The 24,082-nt window shown below is 74.1% G+C and carries 15 protein-coding genes; 8 read left to right on the top strand and 7 right to left on the bottom strand.

The window, feature by feature from the left end; genetic code table 11:
• The first annotated feature begins 225 nt into the window (after nucleotides 1-225).
• The 3 genes from pyk to WME98_RS52810 all read left to right on the top strand — a co-directional run bounded on the left by pyk (nucleotide 226) and on the right by WME98_RS52810 (nucleotide 4,754).
• Entirely contained in the window at nucleotides 226-1,653 is a 1,428-nt protein-coding gene (pyk, locus tag WME98_RS52820) for a pyruvate kinase (protein ID WP_063823676.1), read from the top strand.
• On the top strand, nucleotides 1,650-3,611 hold the full coding sequence (locus WME98_RS52815; RefSeq protein ID WP_437949122.1) for a protein kinase domain-containing protein: 1,962 nt from the start codon (nucleotides 1,650-1,652) through the stop codon (nucleotides 3,609-3,611). The genes pyk and WME98_RS52815 overlap by 4 nt, the downstream gene beginning before the upstream one ends.
• 84 nt (nucleotides 3,612-3,695) lie before the next feature.
• Entirely contained in the window at nucleotides 3,696-4,754 is a 1,059-nt protein-coding gene (locus WME98_RS52810; RefSeq protein WP_437949121.1) for a hypothetical protein, read from the top strand.
• Between the two features lie 19 nt (nucleotides 4,755-4,773).
• Here WME98_RS52810 and WME98_RS52805 read toward each other — a convergent pair whose 3' ends face one another.
• On the bottom strand, nucleotides 4,774-5,532 hold the full coding sequence (locus WME98_RS52805) for a class I SAM-dependent methyltransferase (protein WP_437331392.1): 759 nt from the start codon (nucleotides 5,530-5,532) through the stop codon (nucleotides 4,774-4,776).
• 78 nt (nucleotides 5,533-5,610) lie between these two features.
• Between WME98_RS52805 and WME98_RS52800 the strand changes: the two genes are divergently transcribed.
• Nucleotides 5,611-6,120, top strand: a complete 510-nt coding sequence (locus WME98_RS52800) for a hypothetical protein (RefSeq protein WP_437949120.1) — start codon at nucleotides 5,611-5,613, stop codon at nucleotides 6,118-6,120.
• Between the two features lie 34 nt (nucleotides 6,121-6,154).
• Here the strand turns inward: WME98_RS52800 and WME98_RS52795 are convergent, their stop codons facing one another.
• Nucleotides 6,155-11,281, bottom strand: coding sequence for a translocation/assembly module TamB domain-containing protein (locus WME98_RS52795; protein ID WP_437949119.1), 5,127 nt, complete (start codon nucleotides 11,279-11,281; stop codon nucleotides 6,155-6,157).
• Nucleotides 11,282-11,457: 176 nt separating this feature from the next.
• On the bottom strand, nucleotides 11,458-13,164 hold the full coding sequence (locus WME98_RS52790; RefSeq protein ID WP_437949118.1) for a protein kinase domain-containing protein: 1,707 nt from the start codon (nucleotides 13,162-13,164) through the stop codon (nucleotides 11,458-11,460).
• 171 nt (nucleotides 13,165-13,335) lie between these two features.
• Between WME98_RS52790 and WME98_RS52785 the strand changes: the two genes are divergently transcribed.
• The gene (locus WME98_RS52785) at nucleotides 13,336-14,865 is read left to right on the top strand and encodes a phytoene desaturase family protein (protein WP_437949117.1); all 1,530 of its coding nucleotides are present in this window, start codon (nucleotides 13,336-13,338) and stop codon (nucleotides 14,863-14,865) included.
• Between the two features lie 76 nt (nucleotides 14,866-14,941).
• On the opposite strand, the gene WME98_RS52780 is transcribed toward WME98_RS52785, so the two are convergent.
• Both WME98_RS52780 and WME98_RS52775 read right to left on the bottom strand, forming a co-directional pair.
• Entirely contained in the window at nucleotides 14,942-16,150 is a 1,209-nt protein-coding gene (locus tag WME98_RS52780; RefSeq protein ID WP_437949116.1) for a hypothetical protein, read from the bottom strand.
• A gap of 478 nt (nucleotides 16,151-16,628) precedes the next feature.
• The gene (locus WME98_RS52775; RefSeq protein WP_061621211.1) at nucleotides 16,629-17,222 is read right to left on the bottom strand and encodes a hypothetical protein; all 594 of its coding nucleotides are present in this window, start codon (nucleotides 17,220-17,222) and stop codon (nucleotides 16,629-16,631) included.
• Between the two features lie 577 nt (nucleotides 17,223-17,799).
• Here WME98_RS52775 and WME98_RS52770 point away from each other — a divergent pair.
• The 3 genes from WME98_RS52770 to WME98_RS52760 all read left to right on the top strand — a co-directional run bounded on the left by WME98_RS52770 (nucleotide 17,800) and on the right by WME98_RS52760 (nucleotide 21,890).
• Nucleotides 17,800-18,408 carry a TetR family transcriptional regulator gene (locus tag WME98_RS52770; protein WP_061624898.1) on the top strand — a complete coding sequence of 203 codons (609 nt, stop codon included), beginning with the start codon at nucleotides 17,800-17,802 and terminating at the stop codon, nucleotides 18,406-18,408.
• Nucleotides 18,409-18,470: 62 nt separating this feature from the next.
• A complete protein-coding gene (locus WME98_RS52765; RefSeq protein WP_437949115.1) occupies nucleotides 18,471-19,475 on the top strand; it encodes a Rieske 2Fe-2S domain-containing protein in 1,005 nt (334 codons plus the stop codon).
• A gap of 630 nt (nucleotides 19,476-20,105) precedes the next feature.
• Nucleotides 20,106-21,890, top strand: coding sequence for a glucuronyl esterase domain-containing protein (locus WME98_RS52760; RefSeq protein WP_437949114.1), 1,785 nt, complete (start codon nucleotides 20,106-20,108; stop codon nucleotides 21,888-21,890).
• Between the two features lie 56 nt (nucleotides 21,891-21,946).
• Here WME98_RS52760 and WME98_RS52755 read toward each other — a convergent pair whose 3' ends face one another.
• A complete protein-coding gene (locus WME98_RS52755; protein ID WP_437949113.1) occupies nucleotides 21,947-22,744 on the bottom strand; it encodes a ferritin-like domain-containing protein in 798 nt (265 codons plus the stop codon).
• A gap of 101 nt (nucleotides 22,745-22,845) precedes the next feature.
• Complete coding sequence (locus WME98_RS52750) at nucleotides 22,846-23,916, bottom strand: hypothetical protein (RefSeq protein ID WP_437949112.1); 1,071 nt, start codon at nucleotides 23,914-23,916, stop codon at nucleotides 22,846-22,848.
• Between the last annotated feature and the right edge of the window lie 166 nt (nucleotides 23,917-24,082).

Here is a 24,082-nt window from a genome sequence, read left to right as displayed (position 1 = left end):
GCCCCTCACAGAGATCGCCTGATTTTCAGCGTTCCGCGGCCTCGCGTGGCGTCCGCGGCGTGGAGCGCGCTGCCGCGGCGGGCCTGCGCGCTCGGCCGCTGCGCCGACGCGCGCGCCGCGTCCGGGCTCGTCCACCCAGCGGCTTTGTTGGAATCCGGTGAAGTCCGCATGGCTCCTTCACAATCAGGGTAGTGTCGCGACCCCTGCTCGTGGCATGCTCCGCCCGTGCTCGTACGCAGAGCGAAAATCGTCTGTACCATTGGCCCTTCGTGTGACTCTCAAACGACGCTGGAGCAGCTCATCCGCGCCGGTATGGATGTCGCTCGACTCAACTTCTCTCACGGCTCGCATGAGGATCATGGCAAGGCAATTGCCACGGTCCGCGCGGCTGCGGAGGCCTGCGGAAAGCCTGTGGCGATCCTGCAGGATCTCTGCGGCCCGAAGATCCGAGCCGGTCGCTTCCCCGGCAACACCTTCGAGGTCGCTGACGGGGCTTCCGTTACCTTGGTCGAGGCGAACCGGGACAGCCCCGTCGCCACGCCCGGCGAGATCCCGATCCTCTACGAGGGCCTCGCCTCCGACCTGCAGCCGGGCGACGTCGTCCTCATCGACGACGGCCGCGTGGTGGTCACCGTCACCAAGGTCGAGGGCGATCGCGTCCACGCCGGCGTGACGCAGGGCGGACGCCTGCGCGATCGCGTGGGCGTGCACCTGCCGGCCAGGCGTGTGCGCATCTCCGCCCTCACCGAGAAGGACAAGGCGGACCTGAGCTTCGGCCTCGCGCAGGGGGTCGACTACGTCGCCCTCTCGTTCGTGCGCAACGCGGACGAGGTCCGGCACGTCCGCGACATCTGCGAGGCCTGGGGCCGCCCGACGCCGATCGTCTCCAAGATCGAGACGCCAGGCGCCATCGACAACCTCGAGTCGATCATCCTCGCCTCGGACGGGGTCATGGTCGCGCGCGGCGATCTCGGCGTGGAGTTCAACCCGGAGCGGGTGCCGATCATCCAGCGCGAGATCCTCGGCCTCGCCCGCGTGCACCAGAAGCCGGTCATCGTCGCGACCGAGATGCTCCAGTCGATGGTGACCGCGACGCGCCCGACGCGCGCCGAGGCGAGCGACGTGGCGACCGCCGTCTTCGACGGCACCGACGCGGTCATGCTCTCGCAGGAGACCGCGACCGGCGCGCACCCGCCGCTCGTCGTGCGGATGATGGCCCGCATCGTCACCGAGGCCGAGCAGAGCTCGTTCTACCGCTACCTCTCGAGCGAGCAGCCCGGCCAGCGCGCGAACGTCGCGGAGGCGACCGCGCGCGCGGCGTGCGACATCGCGAAGGACATCGGCGCGAAGCTCATCATCGCGTTCACCGAGAGCGGCCTCACCGCGCGGTACGCGTCGAAGGCGCGCCCCGTGGTGCCGATCGTCGCCTTCTCGCCGAACGACACGACGCGCCGGCGGCTCGCGCTGCTCTGGGGCGTGGTGCCGTTCCCCGTCGACGCGCTCCGCAACTCGGACGAGATGATCGAGCGCGCCACCGGGCAGCTGCTCGCGAACGGCCTCGTCTCGCCCGGCGACAAGCTCGTCACCATCTACGGCGCTCCGGTCGGCGTCTCGGGGTCGACCAACGCGATTCGGGTGAAGGTCGTTGAATGAGCCTGCTCGCCCGCGATAGGGGCTCGACGGGCGAGCAGGAATCCCTCTCCAGACACGCGGGCGCAGAAGGCCTCCCGAAGCTCGAGAAATACGAGCTGATCGAGGAGCTCGGCCACGGCGGGATGGCCACGGTCTACCGCGCCCGCGACCCGCGGCTCCGCCGCGAGGTCGCCGTCAAGATCATCCACAAGCACCTCCGCGAGAACGCCGAGGTCGGCGCCCGCTTCGTCGCCGAGGCGCGCGCGGCGGCGAAGCTGCGCCACCCCGGCATCGTCGAGGTGTACGACGTCTCCAGCGAGCAGGATCGCGAGCGCTACCTCGTGGTCGAGCTGCTCCGCGGCTCCACGCTGCGCAAGATCCTGAACGCCCACCGCGACATGCCGGCCGAGATCGGCGCCGCCGTGGTGCTCGAGCTGTGCGACGCCCTGGAGCACGCGCACGCGTCGGGGATCATCCACCGCGACGTGAAGCCGGAGAACGTGCTCGTCGAGCTGCCGTCCGACCGCCTGGGCGGCAGCTGGGACGGCGCGAGCGTGGTCATCAAGCTGACCGACTTCGGCATCGCCAAGATCCTCGACGCCCAGGGCGTCACGTCGACCGGGCAGGTGCTCGGCTCGCCGGCGCACATGGCGCCGGAGCAGATCGAGGGGGGCGAGGTCGACGCGCGCACCGACGTCTTCGCGCTCGGCGTGCTCTTCTACGAGTGCCTCGTCGGGCACCTGCCGTTCGAGGGCAAGAACCCGGCGCAGGTGCTCCGCAGGGTGATCGAGGGGGTCTACCCGGAGGCCGAGCGCGAGCGGCCCGCCGTGGGCGCGCGCTGGAGCCGGATCATCGCGGGCGCCCTCTCGCATGACATCGCGGGCCGCACGGCGAGCCCCCGCGCGCTCGCCGAGCTGATCCGGGCCGAGCTCGGCGAGCTCGGCGTCGCGGAGCCGCGCGCCGAGCTCGCCGCCTACTTCGCCGACCCCGCGGGCTACGCCGAGCGGCACGCCGCGCGGCTCGTCCCGCGCCTCGTGGCGCGTGCGGAGGCCGGCCGCAAGCGCGGCGACGTGCCGGGCGCGGCCGCCGATTACAACCGGGCCCTCGCCCTCGCGCCGAACGACCTCACCATCCTCAAGCGGATCGCGAAGCTGAACGCGAGCCGCAGCCGGAGGCAGCTCGCGCGGCGCGCGCTGCTCGTGGCGCTCGCGTCGGTGGGGCTCGGCGTCGCCGCGTTCGGCGTGGCGCGCGCGCTGCGCGATGCTCCATCGCCGGAGGGGGCACCTCCGGCGGGGGACGCGCCCCTCGCGGGCGATCCGCCGCGGCCGGGGCCGATCGAGGCCCTGGTCCCGCCGCCGAACCTGCGCGCGGTCGCGGCGCGCGCCACGGAGGGCGCGCCGCGCGCCGCGGAGGTCTCGCCGGGCGCCGCGGAGGGCGCGATCGCGCCGCGGCCCCGCCCGCGGTTTCACCCGCCGCCCGTCGCGTCGGCGGCCGCATCCCCGGCCGAGGCGCCGGCGGTCCGCGACGTCGTCTTCCAGATCGTCCCGAGCGGCGCCAAGCTGGTGCTCGACGGGGTCGAGATCAACTGGTTCGGCGCGAACAAGGTCACGCCGCTCAAGATCGGCGCGCACAGCGTCGACATCAGCGTGCCCAACTCGCGGTGCTGCAAGCCGTACTCGGGCGTCATCTCGGTCGTCGCGCCCAAGCCCGGGGTCACCGCGCCGCAGCGGATCGTCCACAAGCTGGAGATCCTGCCCAGCACGGTCGTCCTGAGCGGCGCGCCGCCGAGCGCGCAGTACCAGTGCCCGCAGATCGGCCTGATCGGCTTCGCGGGCGCCCCGCAGACCGTGACCCTGAACGACGTGTTCTGGAGCGGGCGCTGCATCTTCACGCCCCCGACGCCCGAGGCGGCGCCGCTCGTCGGCAACGTCACGCTCGTGGCCGGCGAGTCGAACACCGTTTCCTGGCCGTCCGGCTGACGGCGACGCCTTCATTGCGGCGTCGGCGCCGGAAATCTCAGCATCCCCGCCCAAACTCCGCTACATCACGGCGCACCCCTCCGCATGGCTGCGCGAACTCCAGGCGGGAAATCTCCCGGCGCTCGCTTCCCATCGGTCGGGAGCGGCCGTGTTCTGCTCGCGCCGCGGCGCCTCGCCGCGGCCGCGGCGGGCGCCCTCGCGCTCCTCTGCGCGGGCCCGGCGGCCGCCGACGACATGCAGCAGTTCGAGCTCGCCAAGACGCGCTTCGACGCCGGGCACTACGAGGAGGCCGTGAGCCGCTTCGCGGCGATGCTCGACCCCGCGAGCCCGCCCTGCGAGCGCGGCGCGACCGACGTCGAAGGCAAGCCGTGCCGGATCTCGGATCCCGCGCTGGTCGAGCGGGCGCGCGGCCTCGCCGCCGCGGCGCTCGTGGCGCTGCGGCGCACGAGCGAGGCCGACGCCTACATCGAGCAGATCCTCCTCGACAACCCGGTGTACTCGCCGAACCCGGCGGTGTTCCAGCCCGAGGTCATCGACCGGTTCACGGCGGTCCGGGCGCGCAGCCGGGCGCGCATCGAGGAGATGACCCGGCAGAAGGCGGAGGCGCAGCGCGCGGAGCGGCTGCGGATCGAGCGGGGCCGCGACGACGAGCGCCGCTGGATCGCCGAGCTCCACCGGCTCGCCGGGAGCGAGCGGGTCGTGGAGCGGAACTCCCGCTGGATCGCGATGCTGCCGTTCGGGGTGGGGCAGTTCCAGAACGGCGACGAGGGGCTCGGCTGGTTCTTCCTGGTCGGCCAGGCGGTCGCCGGCGGCACGTCGATCGTGTCGGCCCTGGCGCTGTCGAGCTACACGAACGTCGACGTCACGCCGCGGCCCAGGGCGCCGGGCACCCCCGCGCAGGCCGTCGACATCGACGCGCTGAACAGCCGGATCGAGACCGCGGCCGCGGTCAACCGCGTGGCCTTCGGGACGTTCGCGACGCTCATCGCGGCGGGGATCGCCCACGCGCAGATCACGTTCATCCCGGAGCGGGTCTCCTTCCGCACGCGCCGCGTGCCGCCCCCGCCCCCGGGCTTCTCCGCGGCGCCGACGATCTCCGCGCTCCCCGGCGGCCTCTACGCGGGGCTCCTCGGCCGGTTCTGACCGGGGCCGGCGGCGCGGCTCACGCCTTCTGCGCGGCGGCGATCCAGAACCCGCCGAGCTCCGCGAGCCTCGTGTCGCACAGCGCCCACTCCGCCCGGCGCAGGAGCCGGCCGAGGCCCGGCACGCGCATCGCGGCCGCGAACGGGGTCACGATGCGCACGCCCCGCGAGGCGACGACGCGCACGCCCTCCGGCATCAGGGCGGCGGCGGCGCGCGGCGCGTCGAAGCGCGTGTAGACGGCGCTCTCGCGGGTCTGGTCGCTGATGGCGCCCGCCGGGCCGAGCTTCTTCACGAGCCCGCGCAGGCTGTAAGGGTTGTAGAACTCCGCGATCACGTGCCCGCCGGGCCGCACCACGCGCGCCATCTCCGACAGCGCGCGGCGCACGTCCTCGACGTGGGCGAGCACCTTGAACGAGCAGGCGACGTCGAAGCTCTCGTCGGCGAAGGGCAGGGCGGTCGCGCTCCCCTCGACGACGTCGAGGCCGCGCTCGCGGGCGCGCTCGAGCATGCCGGGCGAGAGGTCGACCCCGCGCGCGGAGCGCGCGAACGCGCCGATCCGCGCGAGCAGGAGCCCGGTGCCGCACCCGACCTCGAGCACGTCGCGGCCCTCGCCGAAGCGCCGCACGAAGTCGACCTCGAGCGCGTCGACGAGATCGTGGTAGCCCCCGACGTCGCGGCCCCCGCGCCGGTCCTCGTAGCGCGCGGAGAACTCGTCGTAGTACGCCCGCGTCGCGCGCAGGTGCTCGTCGGCCGTGGCCTCGTCCGTCTGGGATCGCATGGGCTCGCTATAGTACTCCCCGGCGCGCGCGGCTTGCGCGGCGCCGCGCCGGGCCGCATCTCTCCTGCGAGGTGACCCATGAAGCCCGGCGACCATCCTGATTTCTTCCGGTTCGCGCCGCCCCCAGGGACGTCCCGCGAGAGCTCGATCCGGCTCGACCGCGAGGGCCGCTTCTGGCACGACGGCGCCCGCGTCGACCACCCCGCGCTCGAGCGCGGGCTCAGGGCGTGGATCGCGCGGCACCCGGACGACGGCCGTCCGATCCTCTCGAACGGCTACGACTGGTGCTACTTCCAGGCCGACGACGCCCCGCTCTTCGTCGACGCGCTCCGGATCGGCGACGGCGGCGCGGTCACGCTGGTCCTGTTCGACGGGACCGAGGAGCCGCTCGATCCGGGGACGCTCTCCCTCGGCGAGGACGGCGTCGTGTACGCGCGCGCCCGCGGCGGCGCGCTCGAGGCGCGCTTCTCGCGCCACGCGCAGTCGCAGCTCGCCCCGCTGCTCGTCGAGGACGAGCCGCCCACGCTCCGCGTCGCCGGGCGCGAGATCCGGCTGCCCGCGCGGGCCGCGGGTAGCGCGGCGCGCTGACGCCCCCGCGGCGCGGCGGCGCCCCGCGCGCCGCTCAGTACCGGTAGTGCCAGAGCAGGTCGAGCACGCCCGAGGTCGTCTGGCGCTCGTCGACGCCCACGGTGCCGCGGAGCGTCCAGTGCTCGTCGAAGCGCCAGTCGATGGTGACCTCGGTCCGCGTGCCGCGCTCGCTCGCCGTGCCCCCCGTGGTCGGCCCGCTCTCGCTGGTCGTGCCCCGCACCGCGCCCTCCTGGAAGGTGGCCTGCGCGGTCAGATCGTCGTTCAGGCGGTAGACGAGGCTCGTCCGCAGCGTGCCGTCCGCCGTGGTCCCGAACCGCGTCGACAGCCCGCGCAGCGGCGCGATGCCGCTCAGCAGCGCGTTGAACTGCGCCGTCGCGAGCTCGCTGCCGACCGACGCGGCCACGCGGCCCACGGCCACCCCCCCGGGCGTCTCGGCGCCCGCCGCCTGCGCGCCCTCGGAGAAATCGGCGCCGAACAGGAGCCGCGCGAGGATGTCCTGCTGCGAGCTCGGCGGGCTCGACGTGAAGCGCAGCGACCGCTCGGTGATGGGCCGGAGGTTGCCGTTGAAGGCGACGTGGATCCGCGTGCCGTCCGGAGCGTCCCAGTGCGCCGTGGCGTTCAGGTGCGGGTTCGACGCATCCTCCTCGCGCAGGCGCACGCGCCCGCCCTCGATCTCGAACGCCTTGCCGTAGATCTCGAGCGCGCCGCGCGTGATCACGATGCCGCCCGACACCCGCACGTCCTCGCCGATCTCCACCCGCGGCGGCGCGTCCTCGTCGCTCCGGAGCGAGAGCCGCAGCCCCGCGCCGCTGACCGCCGCGTCGCGCACGTCGAACGTCATCGCGTAGCGGAGCGCGTCCGCGGCGCGCTTCTGCTTCTCCGGCCCGAGCGGGTGGGAGACGGAGATGTCGGGGTTGTCGCCGAGCGGCTGCACGTCGCGGCTGCTCGTCGCCGGCAGCGTGAGGCGGAGCCTCGGGACCGTCGCGTAGAGCGCGAGCTCGCCGGGCTTCTTCTCCGCGATGAACGACAGCATCCCCGAGGCGGTCCCGAGCGGCACCCCCTCGAGCGTGAGCGGGAGCGCCTGGTCGTCGGCGATGGTCAGCGCCCCGGCCCCGTCGCGCAGCGCGAGCCCGTTGAGCCGGAGGAGCGCCCATCCCTGCGCCAGCCCGGTGGTGCCCGCCGCGCGCAGGCCCTCGATCCGGACGACGCCGCCGTCGGCCGTGACGCGGGCGGCGACGTCGCGCAGCTCCTGCCCGAGCTCGGGGATGTGCACGACCCCGTCGCGGACCTCCAGCTGGGCGCGGACGCTGCCCCCCTCGTCTCCGGACGCGCCGCCGAGCTCGACGCGCAGGTCGCCGTCCAGGGTGCCGTCGATCTTGCTCAGCAGCCCGCCGACCAGGGGCTGCAGCGCCGCGAGCCGGAAGCGCTCCGCCGAGAGGGCGAGGTCGGTGTGGTCGCCGTCGGGGATCGGGAGGAACCCGTGGCGGAAGCGCACGCTGGCGAACGCGTTCGCCCGGAGCTTGCCGCCGCGCGGGCCCTCGAGCGCGAGCTCTGTGACGCGGAGCTCCCCGCGGTCCGTCCCGCGCTTGGGATCGATCCGCACCGAGAGCACGCCGCGCTCGAAGGCGAGATCGCTCCCGATCGTGACCCCCGGCAGCGTGAGGTGCGCGGTGAGCGCAGGCGCGACGTTGATGTCGCGCATCTCGATCTCGCCGCTCACGCGCCCGCCGATGCCGCTGTCGCCGAGCAGCGGGATCTCGCCGAGCGGGACGTCGCGCAGCGTGGCGCGGAAGCGGCCGGTCCACGCCGGGGGCGGGGGCGCGCCGCGCAGCGCGCGCGGCGAGGGGGCCGCGAGGAGGCGGTCGAGGGGCGCGATCACCTCGGCGCGCGCGGTCGCGATCTCGTCGGGGCCGCGCGTGACGTGCGCGTCCAGCGTGGCCTTCTCGCTGTCGTACGTGAGCCACGCGTCGAGATCGGTGGGGAACATGAGATCCGTCGCGCCCGTCGCGCCCGGCGGCGCGTACGTGAGGCCCCACCAGAGGGTGCGTGCGGTCAGGGACGGGCGCGCGAGGGTGCCGCCCGCGTAGGCGTCGATCCGCAGCTCGCCGGCGAGGGGCGGGAGCGCGTCGCGCACGAACGAGGGGAGGGTGGTGAGCTCGTCCACGGCGCGCCGCGGGAAGGAGACCTGCGCGGCGATGGGCGAGCGCAGGAGCGACGTCCACCGGCCCGCGGGCGGACCGGCGAGCGCCGCGAGGTCGAGGTCGATCGAGCCGGAGGCGTCGGCGAGCAGCCCGCCGTCGTACAGCGTCAGCGCGGCCTCGGCCCTGCCGGTCGTCCCGTCGAGCGAGCCCTTGAGCTGCGCGTCGATGAAGCGCGAGTCCCAGGCGGGGCGCTCGGCGCCCACGCGGTGAGGCCCCGCGAGCGCGAGGCCCTGCGTCCGCACGAGCACGTCGTGCAGCGAGGGGAACGCCTCGCCGGGCGCGCGCGACACCCGGAAGCGGGTCGTGAGCTTGCCGCGGACCTCGCTCACGACGTGCGCGATCGGCATGAGCCGCGCGAGGCACCCGAGGTCCCAGTCGTCCGCGGCGACCTCGGCCTGCCCCACGAGGCCGGCCCACGTCTCCGCGCGCAGGAGAGGCCCCTTCAGCGTGCCCTCGGCGCCGGACACCCGCACGCTCGCGAGGGTGCCGGCGCACCGCGGCAGCGCGTCGTTCGCCCCATCGTTCGGCGCGCCGTTCGCAGCGCGCCCTCCGGCCGGCTGCGGCGCCGCCGCGTCGATGCGCACGAGCCCGTCGGCCTTGAGCTGGTCGCGCTCGAAGGTCGCCGTGAGGCGCGCCGAGACGCCGGACAGGAACGCGATCTCGCCGCCCGCGAGGTCGAGCCGCACGTGGCCCGAGCGCCCGGCCTTGCGGTCGTGGTCGAGCGCGACGTCGACGTCCGCGCGCCCGCGCACGCGCATCGGGATCCCGAGCATCCGCGCGAGGCGGCCGACGTCGATGTCGTCGCCCTGGAGCCGCCCGGTCACGTCGTCGCCGCGCACCGCGAGCCGGCCCTTGAGCGAGCCGAGCTCGGGGGAGGCGAGCTCGAGCCCCTCGACGGCGAGCCCTCCGGCCGACGGGTCGATGGCCGCGATCTTCCCGGCGACCACGGCGCCGTCGCGCTTCAGCTGGAGCTCGATGTCGCGCAGGGCCCCGGTGGCGGAGCTCAGCCGGGCCGAGGCGTCCAGGGCGTCGTCGCCGTCGGTGACCGTCGCGCGGAGCTTCGGCGCGGCGAGCGGGCCGGAGATCTGCGCCGTGACCTCGTCGAACGTGCGGCCGCCGGCGAGCGCCTCCTGGCCGGAGAGCGAGCCGCTCACCGCGAGCGCGTCGAGCGGCCCGGTGACCCGCCCCGCGAAGCGCGCGCTGGCGAGCGCGACGTCGGGGCCGACCCGGAGCCTGGCGAACGCGCCCTCGACCTGCGCGTCGAGCGCTCCGTCGCGCAGGCTCCCCTCGACGCGCACGCGGCCGGCGCCGTCGACGGGCCCGGCGAGGCGCGGGGCCGCGGCGATCGCCGGGATGTCGGCGGTGGCCGCGAAGCGGATGCCCTGGCCGCCCGGCAGGAGCGAGACGGCGGCGTCGATCGGCGCGCCCGGCTCGTGGAGGTGCGTGCGCACGTGGAGCTCGCCGCGGTCGAGCACGAGGTGGACGTCCGCGGCCGGCACCCGCTCTCCGAGCAGCTCGGTCGGCTCCGTCCGCGCCTCGACGGCGAGCCGGAGCTCGTCGCCGAGCTCGACGCGCACCCGGCCCTCGGCGGTGATCGCGGTCGCCGCTTCCTCCGGCGCGGCCTTGGCCGCGGCGGCGCCCGTCCGTGCGGGCGCGGCGCCTGTCCGTGCGGGCGCGGCGCCTGTCCGTGCGGGCGCGGCACCTGTCCGTGCGGGCGCGGCGCCTGTCCGTGCGGGCGCGGCGCCTGTCCGTGCGGGCGCGGCGCCTGTCCGTGCGGGCGCGGCGCCTGTCCGTGCGGGCGCGGCGCCTGTCCGTGCGGGCGCGGCGCCGGGCTCGCCGCCCGTTGTATCGGACGAGAAGCGCACGCCGAAGAGCCGCAGATCCACGTCGCGCGCCTGCACGTCGGCGTCGAGCCGGACGGGCCCCGTCACGTCGAGCCGCCCCGCGAGGGCGACGTTGCCCCCCGCCGGGCCGGCCGGATCCGCCGAGAACGAGGCCGCCACGTCGAGCTGGGGGAGGTCGCCGTTCACGGCGACGCGCGCGGCGACCGGCTCGGTGAGGGGGTGATCCGGCAGGAGGCTCCGGAGCTGCTCCGGCGTGGCGCGCGGGACGCTCGCCTGCGCCTCGAGGTGATCCTCGTCGAGCACGGCCCGCGCGGTGATCTCGACGTCGGCGAGCCGGCCGGCGAAGCTGCTCCACATCCGGACCTTGTCGCCCGCGCGGAGGTGGTAGTTCGCCGTGCCCGCGGTCCGGCCCGGCAGGAGCGCGCGGTCCACGAGGCCGGTCTGGTCCACGTCGACCGCCACGCCGTCCGGGCCGATGTGCACCGACCCGACGAGCCGGTTGATGTCGGCGTCCAGCGCGCGCGGCGCGAGCTGCCCGTGGACCCACCCGCGCCCGATCTCGATGCGCGAGAGCGCGACGACGACCTCGCGCGGCGGCGCCTCGGGCGCCGACGACGGCGGGCGGCTCGGCGGCAGCGGCGCGAACGTGTCGCCGAGGGTGACCCCGTCGGCGCCGTTGTCCTGGACCAGCACCTCGATCTGCTCGACGCGGATGGACGGGACCTCGACGCGGAGCGCGCCCGTCCCGAGGAGCGCGCCGCGGACGATCGCGAGCACGTCGGCGCGCGCCGCGATGCCGCTCGCGCGGATCACCTTGTTCCCCCGCGGGTCGATCGCGACCGCGGAGCGGATCCGCACGCCGTTCAGGCCGAGCCTGTCGATCTCGTCGGCGACGATCCGCCCGTAGAAGAGAGAGCCGAGCAGCCGGTTCGTGGCGTCGCGGGCGACGCGGCGCGCGGCGGGCGTGTCGAGGTGGAGCGCGACGCCGACCGCCGCGGCGCCGGTGAACACCAGGGCCAGCCCGAGCGCCGCCGCCGCGGCGGACGCGGCGCGGCGCATGCGTCCCGGCGCGCGCGGCGAGGGGCGCCGCGGCTCTTCTGCGGGGGCGGGCGTCACGGGGGGTTAGCTTAGTACGCGCGAGGCGCGGCGACCGTGCTGGCGCGCGGCGCAATGCCGGGCGACGGGGGCCTGCTGCGGCGCCGGCATGATCCCGGCGTCGGCGCGTCCACGCCGGATCGGCGCGCTGCGCCGGGGGATCCGCCCGCCGCCGTCGGCGCGCCGGACCGGAGCGCTCAGCCGGCGAGCCGCTCGAGCTCCACGAAGAGCGTGCCGAGCTCCGGCTTGGACCGGAGCGGCGCGCAGAAGCGGCTGGCCAGGTGGAGCAGCTCCGCGTCGAGCTGATCGGCCCTGCGCCCGATCTCGGCGATGCGCTCCTGGGACTCCCGGCGCCGCGCCTCGAGCTGCCGATCGAGCTCCTCGAGGCGCTCGCGCAGCTTCTTGATCTGCGCGTCCACCTCGGCCACCTCGTGCTCGCGGGCGATCGCCTCGCTCTCCGCCTCGTAATCCGCCTTCCGCGACGCGTACCAGCCCTCGACGAGCTCCGCCAGCCGGCGGTAGCTGGCGGCGAGCTCGAGGTAGGGCTCGGCGAACCCGCACCGGCCCTCCCAGCGCACGGCCTCCTTGTGCGCGCTCAGCACCGCGGGGACGAACGCCTGCGTCGCCGCGTTGAGCGGCGCCACCCTGGCGCGGAACGAGCGGGCCTCCTCGCGCGTGAGCGAGGCGTCGACGGTGAGCGCGTCCATCGCCCGCCCGATCTGCAGCCGGCCGTCGCGCCACTCCTCGGCGACGCCCTCGAGGCGCCGCTGCTCGTCGAGCGCCCTCGAGCGGAGATCGACGTGCTCCCGCACGAGGCCCCGCAGCCCCTCGAGCTGCCGCTGGATCTCCGCCGGCGCGGACGCGCCGAAGGCGCGGGCCGTCATCTTCTCGAACAGATCGAGCCGGCTCACCCAGGGATCGCGCCCGGCGCCGCGCGATCGCACCGCCGAGTCGCGCGGCATCGCCTCGGGCGGCGGGGGGAGGGCGATCCCGCTCGCGGCCGCGATCTCCTCGAGCTCCGCGAGCACGCGGTACGCGTCGACGGGGCGCGCCGAGGGGTCCTTCGCCATGAGGGCGTTGACCAGGCGGTCGAGCGCGTCGGGCATCTCCGGCGCGAGCTCCTGGAGGTGCGGCGGCTGCTCGTTCAGGTGCTTCAGGATCCAGCTCGCCGGATCGGGCGCGTCGAACGGCAGCCGCTGCGTGATCATCTCGAACATGATGACCCCGAGCGAGTAGAGGTCGGCCGGGGGGCCCGCGTCGATGGTCGTGCTGCGCTCGGGCGCCATGTACTGCGGCGTGCCGAAGATCTCGCCGAGGTTCGTGAGCCGCGCGTCCTGCGCGCACCGGGCGATGCCGAAGTCGAGGAGCTTCACCCAGTCGCCCTTCAGCAGGAACACGTTCTCGGGCTTGAGGTCGCGGTGCACGACGTCGAAGTCGTGCGCGCGGCCGAGGGCGCGCGCCATCTGCACCCAGATGGGCAGCGCCCGCGCGAGCGGCACCCGGCTGCGCTCCACCACGTCGGCGAGGCTCGTCCCCTGGAGCAGCTCCATCACGAGGAAGGGCAGCCCGTCGTCGGTGTCGCCCTGATCGAAGATCTCGATGATGTTCGGGTGCGCGAGCCGCTGCGCGTGCCGCGCCTCGCGCCGGAAGCGCTCGCGCGTCGTCGTGTCCTGCGCGAACTCGCGGTTCAGGATCTTGATGGCGCACGGCGTGCCGATGAGCTTGTTGTAGGCCCGGTAAACCGTGGCCATCCCGCCGATCCCGAGCGCCTGCTCGATGACGTAGCGGCCCGCGATCGACATCCCGATGCGGGGGTCCTTCTCGGAGACGAGCGACGAGCCGTCGATGAAGCAGAAGGTGCTCTCGGCCGGATAGCGCTGGTGGCACTGCGGGCAGGTCTTCATGGCGGGCACGTCGGCTGCAAGGCTACACTCTACGGGCGGCTGCTCTCGAGGGTCAACGCTCGCCGTGCGCCTCGCGGCGGGCGTCGCGCGCCTCGCGAGATGCTGCGCGACGTCGGACGTGCTGCGCGATACGCCGCGCGCGGGCTCGCCGCGTTATGTTCTCGCGACGTCATGGACGACGAGGTCCCCTTGCGCGCGGTGGTGATCGGCTCGGGCGTCGGCGGCTCGGCCGCGGCGCTCCTCCTGTCGCACGCCGGCATCCCGACCCTCCTCGCCGAGAAGGAGCGCCGCCTGGGCGGCTCCGCCGCGGCGGTCGAGAGGGACGGCTTCCGTGTCGATACAGGCACGCACATGCTCTGCCGCGGCGAGGACGGCCCGCTCGGCGACGTGCTCCGCCGCGTGGGGCAGGGCGACGCGATCGCCTTCCGCCAGAGCGGCGAGCCCGCCGCGCTCTGCTTCGCCGGCGCCGCGCGCGGGGGCAGCGCCGGGGCTCAGCGCGGCGGCCGCGTCGCCCTCCCGGCGGATCTCCGGCGGCTGGCCGCGTCCGCGCTGGATCTCGCGCGCGCCCTCGAGCTCACGCCCCTGGAGGCCGCGCGCGCCGCGCGCCTCCTCGCGCACGCGACGGCGATGCGCGACGTGGACCTGGCCGCGTGCGACGACGTGACGGCCGAGGCCTACGCGGCCTGCTTCCTCCCGCGCGCCGCGGCCGCGGCCCGGCTCGGCGGACTGCTCGGCCTGCCGCTGCTGCTGCCCGGATCCGAGGCGTCCGCCGGCGAGGCGCTCCTCGCCCTGCGCCAGCTCGCCCGCTCCGGGCGGCAGAGCTACCCCGAGGGCGGCGCGGCCCGGGTCACCGACGTCTTCTGCCGCCTGGCCCGCGAGCTCGGCGCCGCCGTGCGGACGGGCACGGCCGTGCGCCGCGTGCTCGTGCGCGATCGGCGCGTGCGCGGCGTGGAGCTCGAGGACGGGACGACCCTGTCGGCGCGCATCGTGGTGAGCACGGCCGGCCTCGCGTCCACCGTCGCGGAGCTCGTGGGCGAGCCGCACTTCCCGGAGGCGTACGTGGCGCGCGTCCGCGCGCTGACGCCGTCGCCGAGGCAGGCCCAGGTGAAGATCGGGCTGCGCCGGCGGCTCGCCGCGGCGGGCGCGCTCGCCGGCCTCGGCGGCGGCGCCGGTGCGCCGGCCCTGCCGTTCTACTGCGTCGCGCCGACGCGCTTCGATCCGTCGCTCGCGCCGCCCGGGCATGAGCTCCTCTGCGCGTGCGCCGTGTCCGGCGCGAGCGGCGTCGCCTCGCCTGGCGCGCCCCCCGCGACGGTCGACGAGCTCCTGCGCGCGCTCGCCGGGGCGGTGCCCGGCCTGCTCTCCGAGGCGGTCTTCGTCGACGGCTCGCCCGGGGACGAGCGCGGGCCGGGCGCCGAGCTCGCGGCCGGGACCGCGCAGACGCCCGGCCAGGTCGGCCGCGCGCGGCCGGCGGTGTACACGCCCGTGCGGGGGCTCTACCTCGCGGGTCGCGCCGCCGGCGGGCGCGGCGCCGGCATGGAGCTCGCCGCCTCGAGCGCGATGGAGTGCGTCGACCGCATCCTCGTCGACCTGGGCCGTGACCTCGGCGCCCCCGCGCCCCCCGCGCTCATCGACATCGCCGGCGATCTGCTCGGGCGCGTCGCGGCCTCCACCGTGTCGTGGGTCGCGCGCCCGCGCGGGTAGGCGGATAGGGTAAGGGAAGCAGGTCGGCGCCGTCCGGCGAGCTCCTGCGCTCGCCGGACAGCGCCGCCCCGGCGCTTCAGCGCGTCGAGCTGCCCCGGTTGCCGCGCGCGAGCGCGTCGAGCGGCAGCTTCTGATCCTCGAATACGGCGTCGAGCTCCTCGCTGCCCCGCTCCCGCACGCCCGAGCGAGGCGACAGCTCGGGGCGCACCGAGGAAGGCGGGGCCAGGCGGGCCGACAGCGGCCCCATCGTCCGGATCGACGGCGGGGGCTCGGTGCCAGGGAGCCGGCCGGGCGAGCTCGAACGGACCGAGGCGGGCGAGCTCGACATGCCGCGCACGGACGGCGGGCTCGGCAGCGTCCGCGTGGAGGAAGGCGGCCCGGCCGGCGAGCTCGCCGGCATCGGCGTCGGCCGCCGCGCGACCGCGCCTCCCGGCGCGCGCGACGACGGCGGCGGCGCGTTCGGCAGCGCGCGGGTCGACGGGGGCGGGCTCGACCGCAGCTCGGCGCGCACCGAGGCGGCCGCCGCGCGGGTCGAGGGGGGCGGGACCGACAGCGGGGCGCTCGCGACGGTCGGATGCGCCGGCGGCAGGCTCGAGAGCGGGCGCGAGGCGGGCGGCGGAACCGAGCGAGGCACGCCCGTGGCGTACGCGGGCCCCTGCGCGCGCGACGACGGCGGCGCCGAGCGCACCGAGGGGGGCGAACGGAACGACGGCGGCACGCTGGACGGGGGCACCGGGGTGACCGGGTGGCTGCTCGGCAGCGGCAGCCGGACCGAGGGTGGGGCGCCGGCGCGCGACGACGGCGGCGGCATCGTGCTCGGCCCCGGCGACGAATCGCGGTGCCGCGGCGCGAGCCGGGGATCGGCGCTCGCGCCCGGCCGCGACGCCGCGCGCGCGTCCACGGCGCTCATCGCGCCGACGGTCTCGCGGCGTTGCGCGCCGATCACCGTGTAGCGCCCGCTGCCCTCGTCGCGCCGCGCCGCCTCGCGCTGCGCGTTCATCTCGCGCGTCTCGCGCAGCGCGCCGCTCAGCATCGCCTCCAGCTCCCGCTCGCTGACCTCCTCGTCGAGCCGCAGCAGCGTCGAGTGGACGTCCCGGGCGAGCGCGTCGAACTCGGCCGGATCCATCGCGTAGACGCCGTTCGACAGGACGATCGCGAGCGGCCGCCGCTCGGCGGCGATCGTCGCGGCCGTGGCCGCGTCGCAGCGGTGCAGGAGCACCCCGCAGCCCGGCGCCACCGCGAGGCACAGGCTGAAGAGCGCCGGCCACGCCGGATCAAGGACCACAAGAATGCTGGGTACATGAAGCGGGGTTGCGGTGATCTGCGCGCGACGGTCCATGGCAGACTGAGGATAACTGAAGCTACCGGCTTGATCGTAGTTCTCTTTCACGGAATCGGTCATTTTCGCTCTGCTTGTGCGTGCTGCGATGTGGCCAGAGGCGTAGATCTCCTACAGCTGATTGCCTGTGCGGCGTCGTCGGGCCGCGACGCTGCAGGTTTCTGCTGCTGCGGCGTGACGGCGCCGCGGCGTCGCTGCGACGCCGCATGGCGGCATCGCAGCGACCGCCCGCCACACCGTCCGCCGCGCGGGCCGCCGCGCGGGCCGCCTGCGCGGGCCCCTGCGCTGGGCGGGCGGGAGCGCCGCGCGCCCTCCGCCGGGATGAGCGGCGGAGGGCGCGGCGACGCCGGCGGCGCGGTGGGCGCCCCGGGCCCGGTGGACGCCGGGAGATGACGTGGTGCGACGCGCGCCGCCCGCGCGCCGGTCACAGCCCCGTGTAGATGGTGGCGAAGGAGGCCGCCTCGCCGCGGAGCAGCAGGTTGAGCCGCGGGTTCGGCACCTTGAAGGTGTGAATCTTGGCGTTCCGCACGTCGAGCACCGCGAAGGCGCCGCCCGGCGTGCTCTCGGCGAGGCCGTTCATCAAGAGGTTCAGCACGACCGACACGCGCTTCGACGACAGGGGCTCGCCGCGGAAATACATCTTGATCACGTGCGGCGTCCCGTCGATGACGAGCCCGAGCTCCGGATTGACGTTGATCTCGAGATCGCCGAGGCGGTACGTCGACGTCGGCGGCTCGAACCACGTCATCTTCGCCGAGGCGAGGAACTTGCGGTATCCATTCACCACCGACGGGTAGATGCGGCGACGCCGCTCGTCGTGCTGGGCGGCGAGGAAGCCGTCGAGCACGCTGGTGGGCTTTCCGCTCCTGTGCATGTCGACGATCGCCTCTCGCACCTGCCTGTAAAAGTCCGTGTGGAGCTCGTCCTTCCGCTCCTTGAACTCCCTGACGCCGGTCAGCTTGGGCGTCCCGGCCTTGAGAACGAAGTCGACAAAGTACGTGAGCGAGATCTTTTCCATGAAGTCTCCTCCAAAACGAAGCGTTCCGGCGCGCCATTTACACGCGTCGTGCGAGAGACACGCCGTCGCGCCGCGTTTTTGATGTCTACCATGGATAGCCATCTTCGACCCGTCCGAAAAGGGATCGATCGGACGGACATTGTCCCAACCTGTCAGGGTCGGACGGCCGGGATCCTGGCGCGTAAAAAGCAAGTGAATCCGCGTACTTGTGTGCGCGCTTCGGACGCCGGCTCGCCCTTCCGCGCGAGGTTCGGCCAGGCTCCGCGAGGGCCATGGCGAGAGGGGGCGCGCGCTGCGATGGTAATCGACAGAATCCAACTGTTGTCCCTGGGCTCTTCCTGTGGAGAAAGCCTGTGGAGAACTGGAGTCCTCGGGGCGCTCTCTCCACGTGGACCGGGTCGGACGTGGTCTGTCACAGCCGGGGGCGACTTGGCGCTTGACGCTGACCGCGGGCGAGGGGTGGCGCCGGGCGCCGCCGGCGGCGGGGTGGGGCGCGGCGGCCCGCCGCGGGCCCCCCTGCTCAGCCCGGGCGGCGGGCGGGCTTGCAAACATACATCCGTGAATGTATAACCTCCGGGTGCGACGGACGAAGGAGGAGGCGGCGGCGACCCGCGAGCAGATCCTCGACGCGGCGCTGCTCGTCTTCGGCCGCAAGGGGTACTCGGCGGCGACGCTCCAGGACGTCGCGGCGGAGGCCGGGCTCACGCGGGGCGCGGTGTACTGGCACTTCAAGGGCAAGGTGGAGCTCTACGCGGCGCTCGTCGGCGAGCGCTTCGCCAGGGCGAACGAGGTCTTCGCCGAGGCGCTCTCCCCGAGCTACTCGCCGCTCGAGTCGATCGAGCGCCTGCTCACGCGATCGCTCGAGGTCCTCGACGAAGATCCGGAGTACCGCGCGGTCCTCTCGATCACGCTGTTCAAGACCGAGCTCCTGCCCGAGCTCGAGCCGGCGTTCCAGCAGAAGGTCGCGAGCGTGCGCCGCCTCGTCGACACGATCGCCGACCTCGTGCGCAAGGGGATCGCGGCCGGCCAGATCGACCGCGCCGCCGACCCGAAGGCGGCCGCGCTCGCGGCCGTCAGCCTCGTCAACGGCGCGACCGCGCTGCACCTCATGGACCCGAAGGCGCTGGCGTCGAAGGCCGCCGTGCGCCGCATGGTCGCGACCTTCGTCCGCGGGCTCCGGCGCTGAGACAGGCGCTCTTTTTTTTGGCGATTTACATACATCCGTGAATGTTTGCTGGAGGTGAGATCATGTTCCTCAGGGAGTACTGGTATGTTGCCTGCCCCTCATCGCAGCTCGGGGACGCCCCCCGCGCCGTCCGGGTGCTCGATCGGGACATCGTCGTGTTCCGTGGAGACGGCCGCCGCCCCCGCGCGCTCGCCGATCGCTGCTGCCACCGCGGCGTGAGGCTGTCGCTCGGGCGCGTGACCCGGGGCGAGCTCGCGTGCGGATACCACGGCTGGAGGTACGGCGGCGGCGGGGCGTGCGTGTATATCCCGTCGCTCGCCGGCGGGAGGCGCGTCCCGGAGAGGTGCGGTGTCCCCGCGTTCCCCTGCGCGGAGCAGGACGGGTATGTGTGGGTCTGGCTCGGCGGCGACGGCGGCGCGCCGCCGCCCGTGCCCGGCATCGAGGGCTTCGCGGCGCACCGCTGGGACCAGGGCTCGGTGGAGCTCGGGTGCGCCTCGGCCAAGGGCCTGGAGAACAACCTCGACTGGTGTCATCCGGCGTTCGCGCACCCCTGGACGCACTGGCAGTTCTACACGGCGCTGCTCCGCGGCCTGCGCGAGGAGCTCCTCGAGGTGCGGCCGACGCCCGACGGGATGACGCTGCGCGGGCCGATCCGCGAGGACGGCGGCGCGGCCGGGCGGCGGTCGCCGGAGACGCTGCTGTCGTTCAAGCTCCCCGACCGCGTCGAGGTCCGCTCGCTGGGCGGGCCCGCGCGCCGGATCGTCCTGCACTTCGTCCCGACCGCGGCCGACCGGTGCCGCCTGGAGTGGATGATTGCGAGGGCGCTGCCCTTCGGGGCGCGCGCGCGCTTTCGCCGGGAAGAGCCGGCGATCCTCCGGCAGGACCGGCTCCTCCTGGAGAGCGCGGAGGCGGCCTCCGCGGGGCAGGGCGACCTCCGTGAGCACCACGTCGAGGCGGACGCGCCCGCGCTGCTCCTGCGCCGCATCCTCGAGTGGGCGGCGCGCGGCGAGTGGGAGCAGCGGCGCGCGAGCCTGCCGGAGCGGCGGGTCCTCCGGGTGATGGCGTAGCTCGGTGTGGCCCAAACGCAGACGGCAAACGGGGCGCCCTCCGCCGCCGCTTCCGGGCATCCTGCACCCGCCCGCGCCCCGGCCCGGGCATCGCGATATCAGAGGTGCTGTACAACGCCGCCGCGACGGTCCAGCGCGGTTGTTCGTGAAGCTTCACCGCAAGGGAGGAATGTGGCTGTACGCTGCATGGCAAAACGGCCGTGAGGACGAAAAGAGTCTTGCCTTTCAACGCGCGTCTGCGTAGATGGCCTAATCGCCCCTTGGCGACCTGGACCGTTCTCGGCCGGGCGCTCAGGGGTTGACTCGGGGTGATGGTGCTGCCGGGCGGACTCGCTTCGTGCGGCTGCGCGTCCGAGCTTCTCTTGCTTCCTCCGATGCCCGGCCTCATCTCGCAGGGCGCCCGCGATGTGAGGTTCGCTCCGACAAACGTCATGCATGCCAGGCATGGGGTCGGCACACGCCCGCGGGTGCAACCGTGATCAAAAGCGCGCTGGCCGGGAATCTTGATTCCTAACCGATGGATCGGGAGAGCTCGCAGGCGTCTCTCTGGCGCACATCCCCTTCTCGAGAGGATGACCGCGGCTCGAGAGGATGACCGCGGCTCGAGCGGTTCGAACATGGAGAACCTGAATGCGCATCACTCGCTTGCTTGGCTATATCTCTGCTTCGCTCGCCTGCGGCCTGACGGCGTGCGGCGGTGAGCACCTCGAGGACGAGGACATCGAGCTGCTGGACTCCGGGCTGAAGAGCCCGGACGGTGCGATAACGGCGGATCTGGCGCTTCAGTCGCAGTGGGGTACTGGCTACTGCGCGAACGTCACCGTGACCAACACGAGCGGCAGCCAGACCACCGCCTGGGGGATGGTGGTCGCGCTCAACGGCTCCACGGTGAGCAACGCCTGGGGCGCGCGCGGCACGCCGTCGGGCGGGCAGCTCAGCGTGGTCAATGAGACCTACAACGGCACGCTGAAGGCGGCAGGGTCGACGAGCTGGGGCTTCTGCGCGAACGGCACCGGGAGGCCTTCGCTCGTGTCGGTCAGCGGCAGCGGCGGATCGAGCACGTCGAGCAGCTCCAGCAGCAGCGCGTCGAGCAGCTCCAGCAGCAGCGCGTCGAGCGGCTCCAGCAGCAGCGCGTCGAGCAGCTCAGGCACCGGCGGCGGAGGCGGCGCTGGCGGCGCGGGCGGCGCGGGCGGCGCGGGCGGTTCCGGCGGCGCAGGCGGCGGCGGCGCGGGCGGTTCCGGCGGCGGTGGCGGCTCGGGCGGAGGCGTCGTGGAGGATGAGGGGACCGATTGTGCGGTCTCCAGCCTGCCGGACGCAGGGGCTCTCCCCGCCATCGCCAAGCTGCCCGACCCGTTCAAGAAGCTCGACGGATCGCGCATCTCCACCAAGGCCGGCTGGCGCTGCCGAAGGCAAGAGATCAAGAAGCAAGCCGAGAAGTACATCTACGGCACGAAGCCGCCGAAGCCTGAGAGCGTCACGGGGACCGTCTCCAGGACCAGCATTACCGTCAACGTGTCTCATCAAGGCAAGAGGACCAGCTTCACCGCCAGCGTCGAGCTGCCGAGCACCGGCTCGGGGCCCTACCCGGCGATCGTCGGCCTGGGGGGAGGCTTCCTCGGGTTCCCCTTGAACACCACCCTCGTCAAGGGCGAAGGCGTCGCCATCATCAACTACGATCCCTACGCCGTCGGGAGCGAATCCGGGTCGCGGAGCGCCAAGCGAGGGGCGTTCTACGACATCTACGGCTCGAACAGCACCACGGGCCTCCTCGCCGCGTGGTCCTGGGGCGTCAGCCGGATCCTCGATGTCATCGAGCAGTCGGGCGGCGCCATCCTCAAAGCAGACGCCGTCGGGGTCTCAGGGTGCTCCCGCTTCGGCAAGGGGGCATTCACGATCGGCGCCTTCGACCAGCGCATCGCCTTGACCCTGCCGATCGAGTCTGGCAGCGGCGGCGTCCCGATCTGGCGCGGGATCCCCGGGGAAGGAGCGCAGAGCCCGAGCAGCGCCTACGGGGAGACCTACTGGCTGGGCGACGCGTTCGGATCGTTCACCAGCAGGGTCACGTCCCTGCCCTTGGACACGCACGAAGTGGTGGCCATGGTCGCGCCGCGCGGCCTCTTCATCATGGATAATCCGCACATCGCGAACCTCGGCCCCAAGTCTGCGCACGTGGCCGCGCTGGCCGGCGCAGAGGTGTACAAGGCGCTGGGCGCGCAGGGCAACATCTCCTACATCTCGGCGGTCTCGGACGGCTCTCATTGCGCGCAGCGCACCGAGTGGAACGAGCCCCTGCGGCAGAACATTCGTAAATTCTTGACGAAGACCGGGAGCAGCTCTGGCGTCATCTCGGCGGCGAGCAAGGCGACTGGCAACCTGTCGGAGTGGAGAGACTGGACGACTCCGACGCTGCCTTAGTCGTCGTCGAGCCCTGAGCCCGGCGCCGGGCGCCGGGCTCTGTCAGGCGCGGCGCCTCACCCTGCGCGCCACGCGGCGGCTGCGTCGATGCCGTGCTCGCCGAAGCGGGGCACGTAGTCCCGCTCGATGGCGCGCTCGAGGATCTCGCCGTAGCGGGCGACCGGCATCAGGCCCCAGGCGCGGTCGTCGTCCGAGATGGTCGCGCGCTTCGCGCCCCCGGGGGGCATGTAGCTCCTGCGCAGCCGCGCGAACATGGCGCGGAGCTCGCGCTCGACCAGCTGCCGCACGGCCGGCGCGCACGGCAGCTCGAGCAGGTAGCGGAGCAGCGTCCAGCCGAAGTCGCGGTGCCGCACCTCGTCGCGGAGGATGCGGTCGAGCGCCCGGCGCGCGACCGGGACGGTGCACCCCTCGCGGAGCACCTTGAAGAGCGGGACCGCGACCGTCTCCCCGAGGCAGAACACCTCCACGCCCGCCCGGGCGACCGCCATCTCGAGCGGCTCGTCGCCGCCCTTGAGGCCGAGGGTCTCGCGGCGCAGCGCCGGCAAGGCACCGCCGCCCGCGCGGGCGTGGACGCGATGGCTGAGACGCGCGTGCGCGAGCTCGTCCTTGACGATGCGCAGGCCGTCGTCGATGAGATCCGGCGACGCGCCCATCTGGATGAGCCAGAGCGTGAGGTGCTGCGTGATCGCCGCCGAGCGATACTCGGCCTCGATGCGCCGCCCCCACTCGGCGCGCACGGCGTCGCTCGCGGGCGGAAGCGGAAGGGGAGCGCGAGCGACGGGCGATGGCTGCTCGCGCGGCGCCTGCTCCGCGGCCGCGGTGCTGTCGTGCTTTGCGTCGGGGGCGTCCGTCATGGGGTCACGCTATGCGCGGGGTCCGGGAGCGGCAAGACGGGAGGGGGGCGCGCCGGCCGCGGAGGAGCGCCCTTGGCCGGGCGCGCCGGCCGCGGAGGAGCTCACTTCCCCGCGGCGGTCGCCGCGGAGGGCGGCACGCAGACGTTCTTGTACAACCCGCACGCGGCGCAGGTCGCCCCGTCGCCAGACGCGGTACCGCAGGGGTTGACGACGACTTCCTGGCAGAGCGTCCCGGCCGGACACGCAGCGTCGGTCTCGCACGGCAGGCTCGGGAAGCAGCCCGCCGCCGGCAGCGCCGGCGCTCCGTCGCCATCGGCACAGCCTGGCACAAGCCACTGACAGGTCGGCCCGAGGCCCGCGCACGCCTCCGCGGTGGCGGCCGTGAGGCAGTGCTCCGGCGGCGGCGGGTTGCAGAAGACCTCGTGCACCTGCCAGCGCCAGGCGTCGCCTTCCAGGATGCACTCCGCGTCGATCGGCATCGGGCCGCAGCCGGTGGGCATCGTGTAGCCGCAGGTCCCGATCCCTCCCGCGCAGGGAGCCCCGTCCTCCGGCGTCGCCTCGGGGCACGCCGGCGGCGGCGGGTTGCAGGAGACCGCGACCGTCACGGACCACGTGCCGTCCTCGCCGCACGTCACGATGGTCGGCTCGGGGCAATCGGGAGGGTTGCCATAGGCGCAGCTCGCCCCGATCTGCCAGCACGCGCTGCCGGTCTCCGGGAACGCCTCGGGGCACTCCGGGGGCGGCGGCGGGTTGCAGGACATCTCCGGCCCCATCTGCCACGCCCCGCCCACGCACGTGTAGTCGATGGGGTTGTCGCAGTCGTCGAGGTACGAGCAGGCCAGGCCGCCCGCGGTACAGCTCGACCCGGCTTCCGGCCTCTCGTCGGGGCACGCCGGCGGCGGCGGGTTGCACGTCGGGTCGATCCCCATCTGCCACGCCCCATCCACGCACGTGAACCTGAAGCTGTCGTCGCCGCATACGCCCGAGTAGGTGCAGGACACGTCGTCCGCGTCGCAGCTCGACCCTTCTTCCGGCCTCTCCACGGGGCAGCTGCCGTCGTGCACCGTGGGGTCGCACCCCGGCAGGGCCACGGCGCCCGCGAACGAGGCTGCCGCGGCGACGGTCACGACGAACGGGGTCCGGAGCACCTTGCGCTTCTTCTGGATGGCCATGGCCTGTGATGTCCTTTCTGTGGCACAACCCGGCGCAAGCTCTGTCCTTGCGCGCTTTCCGTGCTGGTTGAGCAAGCGAGATGCCAGGACGACCGGAAGGCGAGCGTCGCAGGCGCCGCCCGGCGCGAGCTCGGATGAGAGTGGAAATAGTTGATGGTGGTCGATC

It is taken from the genome of Sorangium sp. So ce296 (genome assembly GCF_051529605.1).
Lineage (GTDB): Bacteria > Myxococcota_A > Polyangia > Polyangiales > Polyangiaceae > Sorangium > Sorangium cellulosum_D.
The sequence above is the reverse complement of the archived record's forward strand: the minus strand, read 5'-3'. Positions and strand labels throughout refer to the sequence as shown.

Coding starts and splice junctions, on each gene's coding strand:
- WME98_RS52765 (WP_437949115.1), top strand. CDS start 18,471: ATGTTCCTCAGGGAGTACTGGTATGTTGCCTGCCCCTCATCGCAGCTC.
- WME98_RS52805 (WP_437331392.1), bottom strand. CDS start 5,532: ATGCGATCCCAGACGGACGAGGCCACGGCCGACGAGCACCTGCGCGCG.
- WME98_RS52790 (WP_437949118.1), bottom strand. CDS start 13,164: ATGAAGACCTGCCCGCAGTGCCACCAGCGCTATCCGGCCGAGAGCACC.
- WME98_RS52815 (WP_437949122.1), top strand. CDS start 1,650: ATGAGCCTGCTCGCCCGCGATAGGGGCTCGACGGGCGAGCAGGAATCC.
- WME98_RS52810 (WP_437949121.1), top strand. CDS start 3,696: ATGGCTGCGCGAACTCCAGGCGGGAAATCTCCCGGCGCTCGCTTCCCA.
- WME98_RS52755 (WP_437949113.1), bottom strand. CDS start 22,744: ATGACGGACGCCCCCGACGCAAAGCACGACAGCACCGCGGCCGCGGAG.
- WME98_RS52785 (WP_437949117.1), top strand. CDS start 13,336: ATGGACGACGAGGTCCCCTTGCGCGCGGTGGTGATCGGCTCGGGCGTC.
- WME98_RS52750 (WP_437949112.1), bottom strand. CDS start 23,916: ATGGCCATCCAGAAGAAGCGCAAGGTGCTCCGGACCCCGTTCGTCGTG.
- WME98_RS52800 (WP_437949120.1), top strand. CDS start 5,611: ATGAAGCCCGGCGACCATCCTGATTTCTTCCGGTTCGCGCCGCCCCCA.
- WME98_RS52775 (WP_061621211.1), bottom strand. CDS start 17,222: ATGGAAAAGATCTCGCTCACGTACTTTGTCGACTTCGTTCTCAAGGCC.
- WME98_RS52760 (WP_437949114.1), top strand. CDS start 20,106: ATGCGCATCACTCGCTTGCTTGGCTATATCTCTGCTTCGCTCGCCTGC.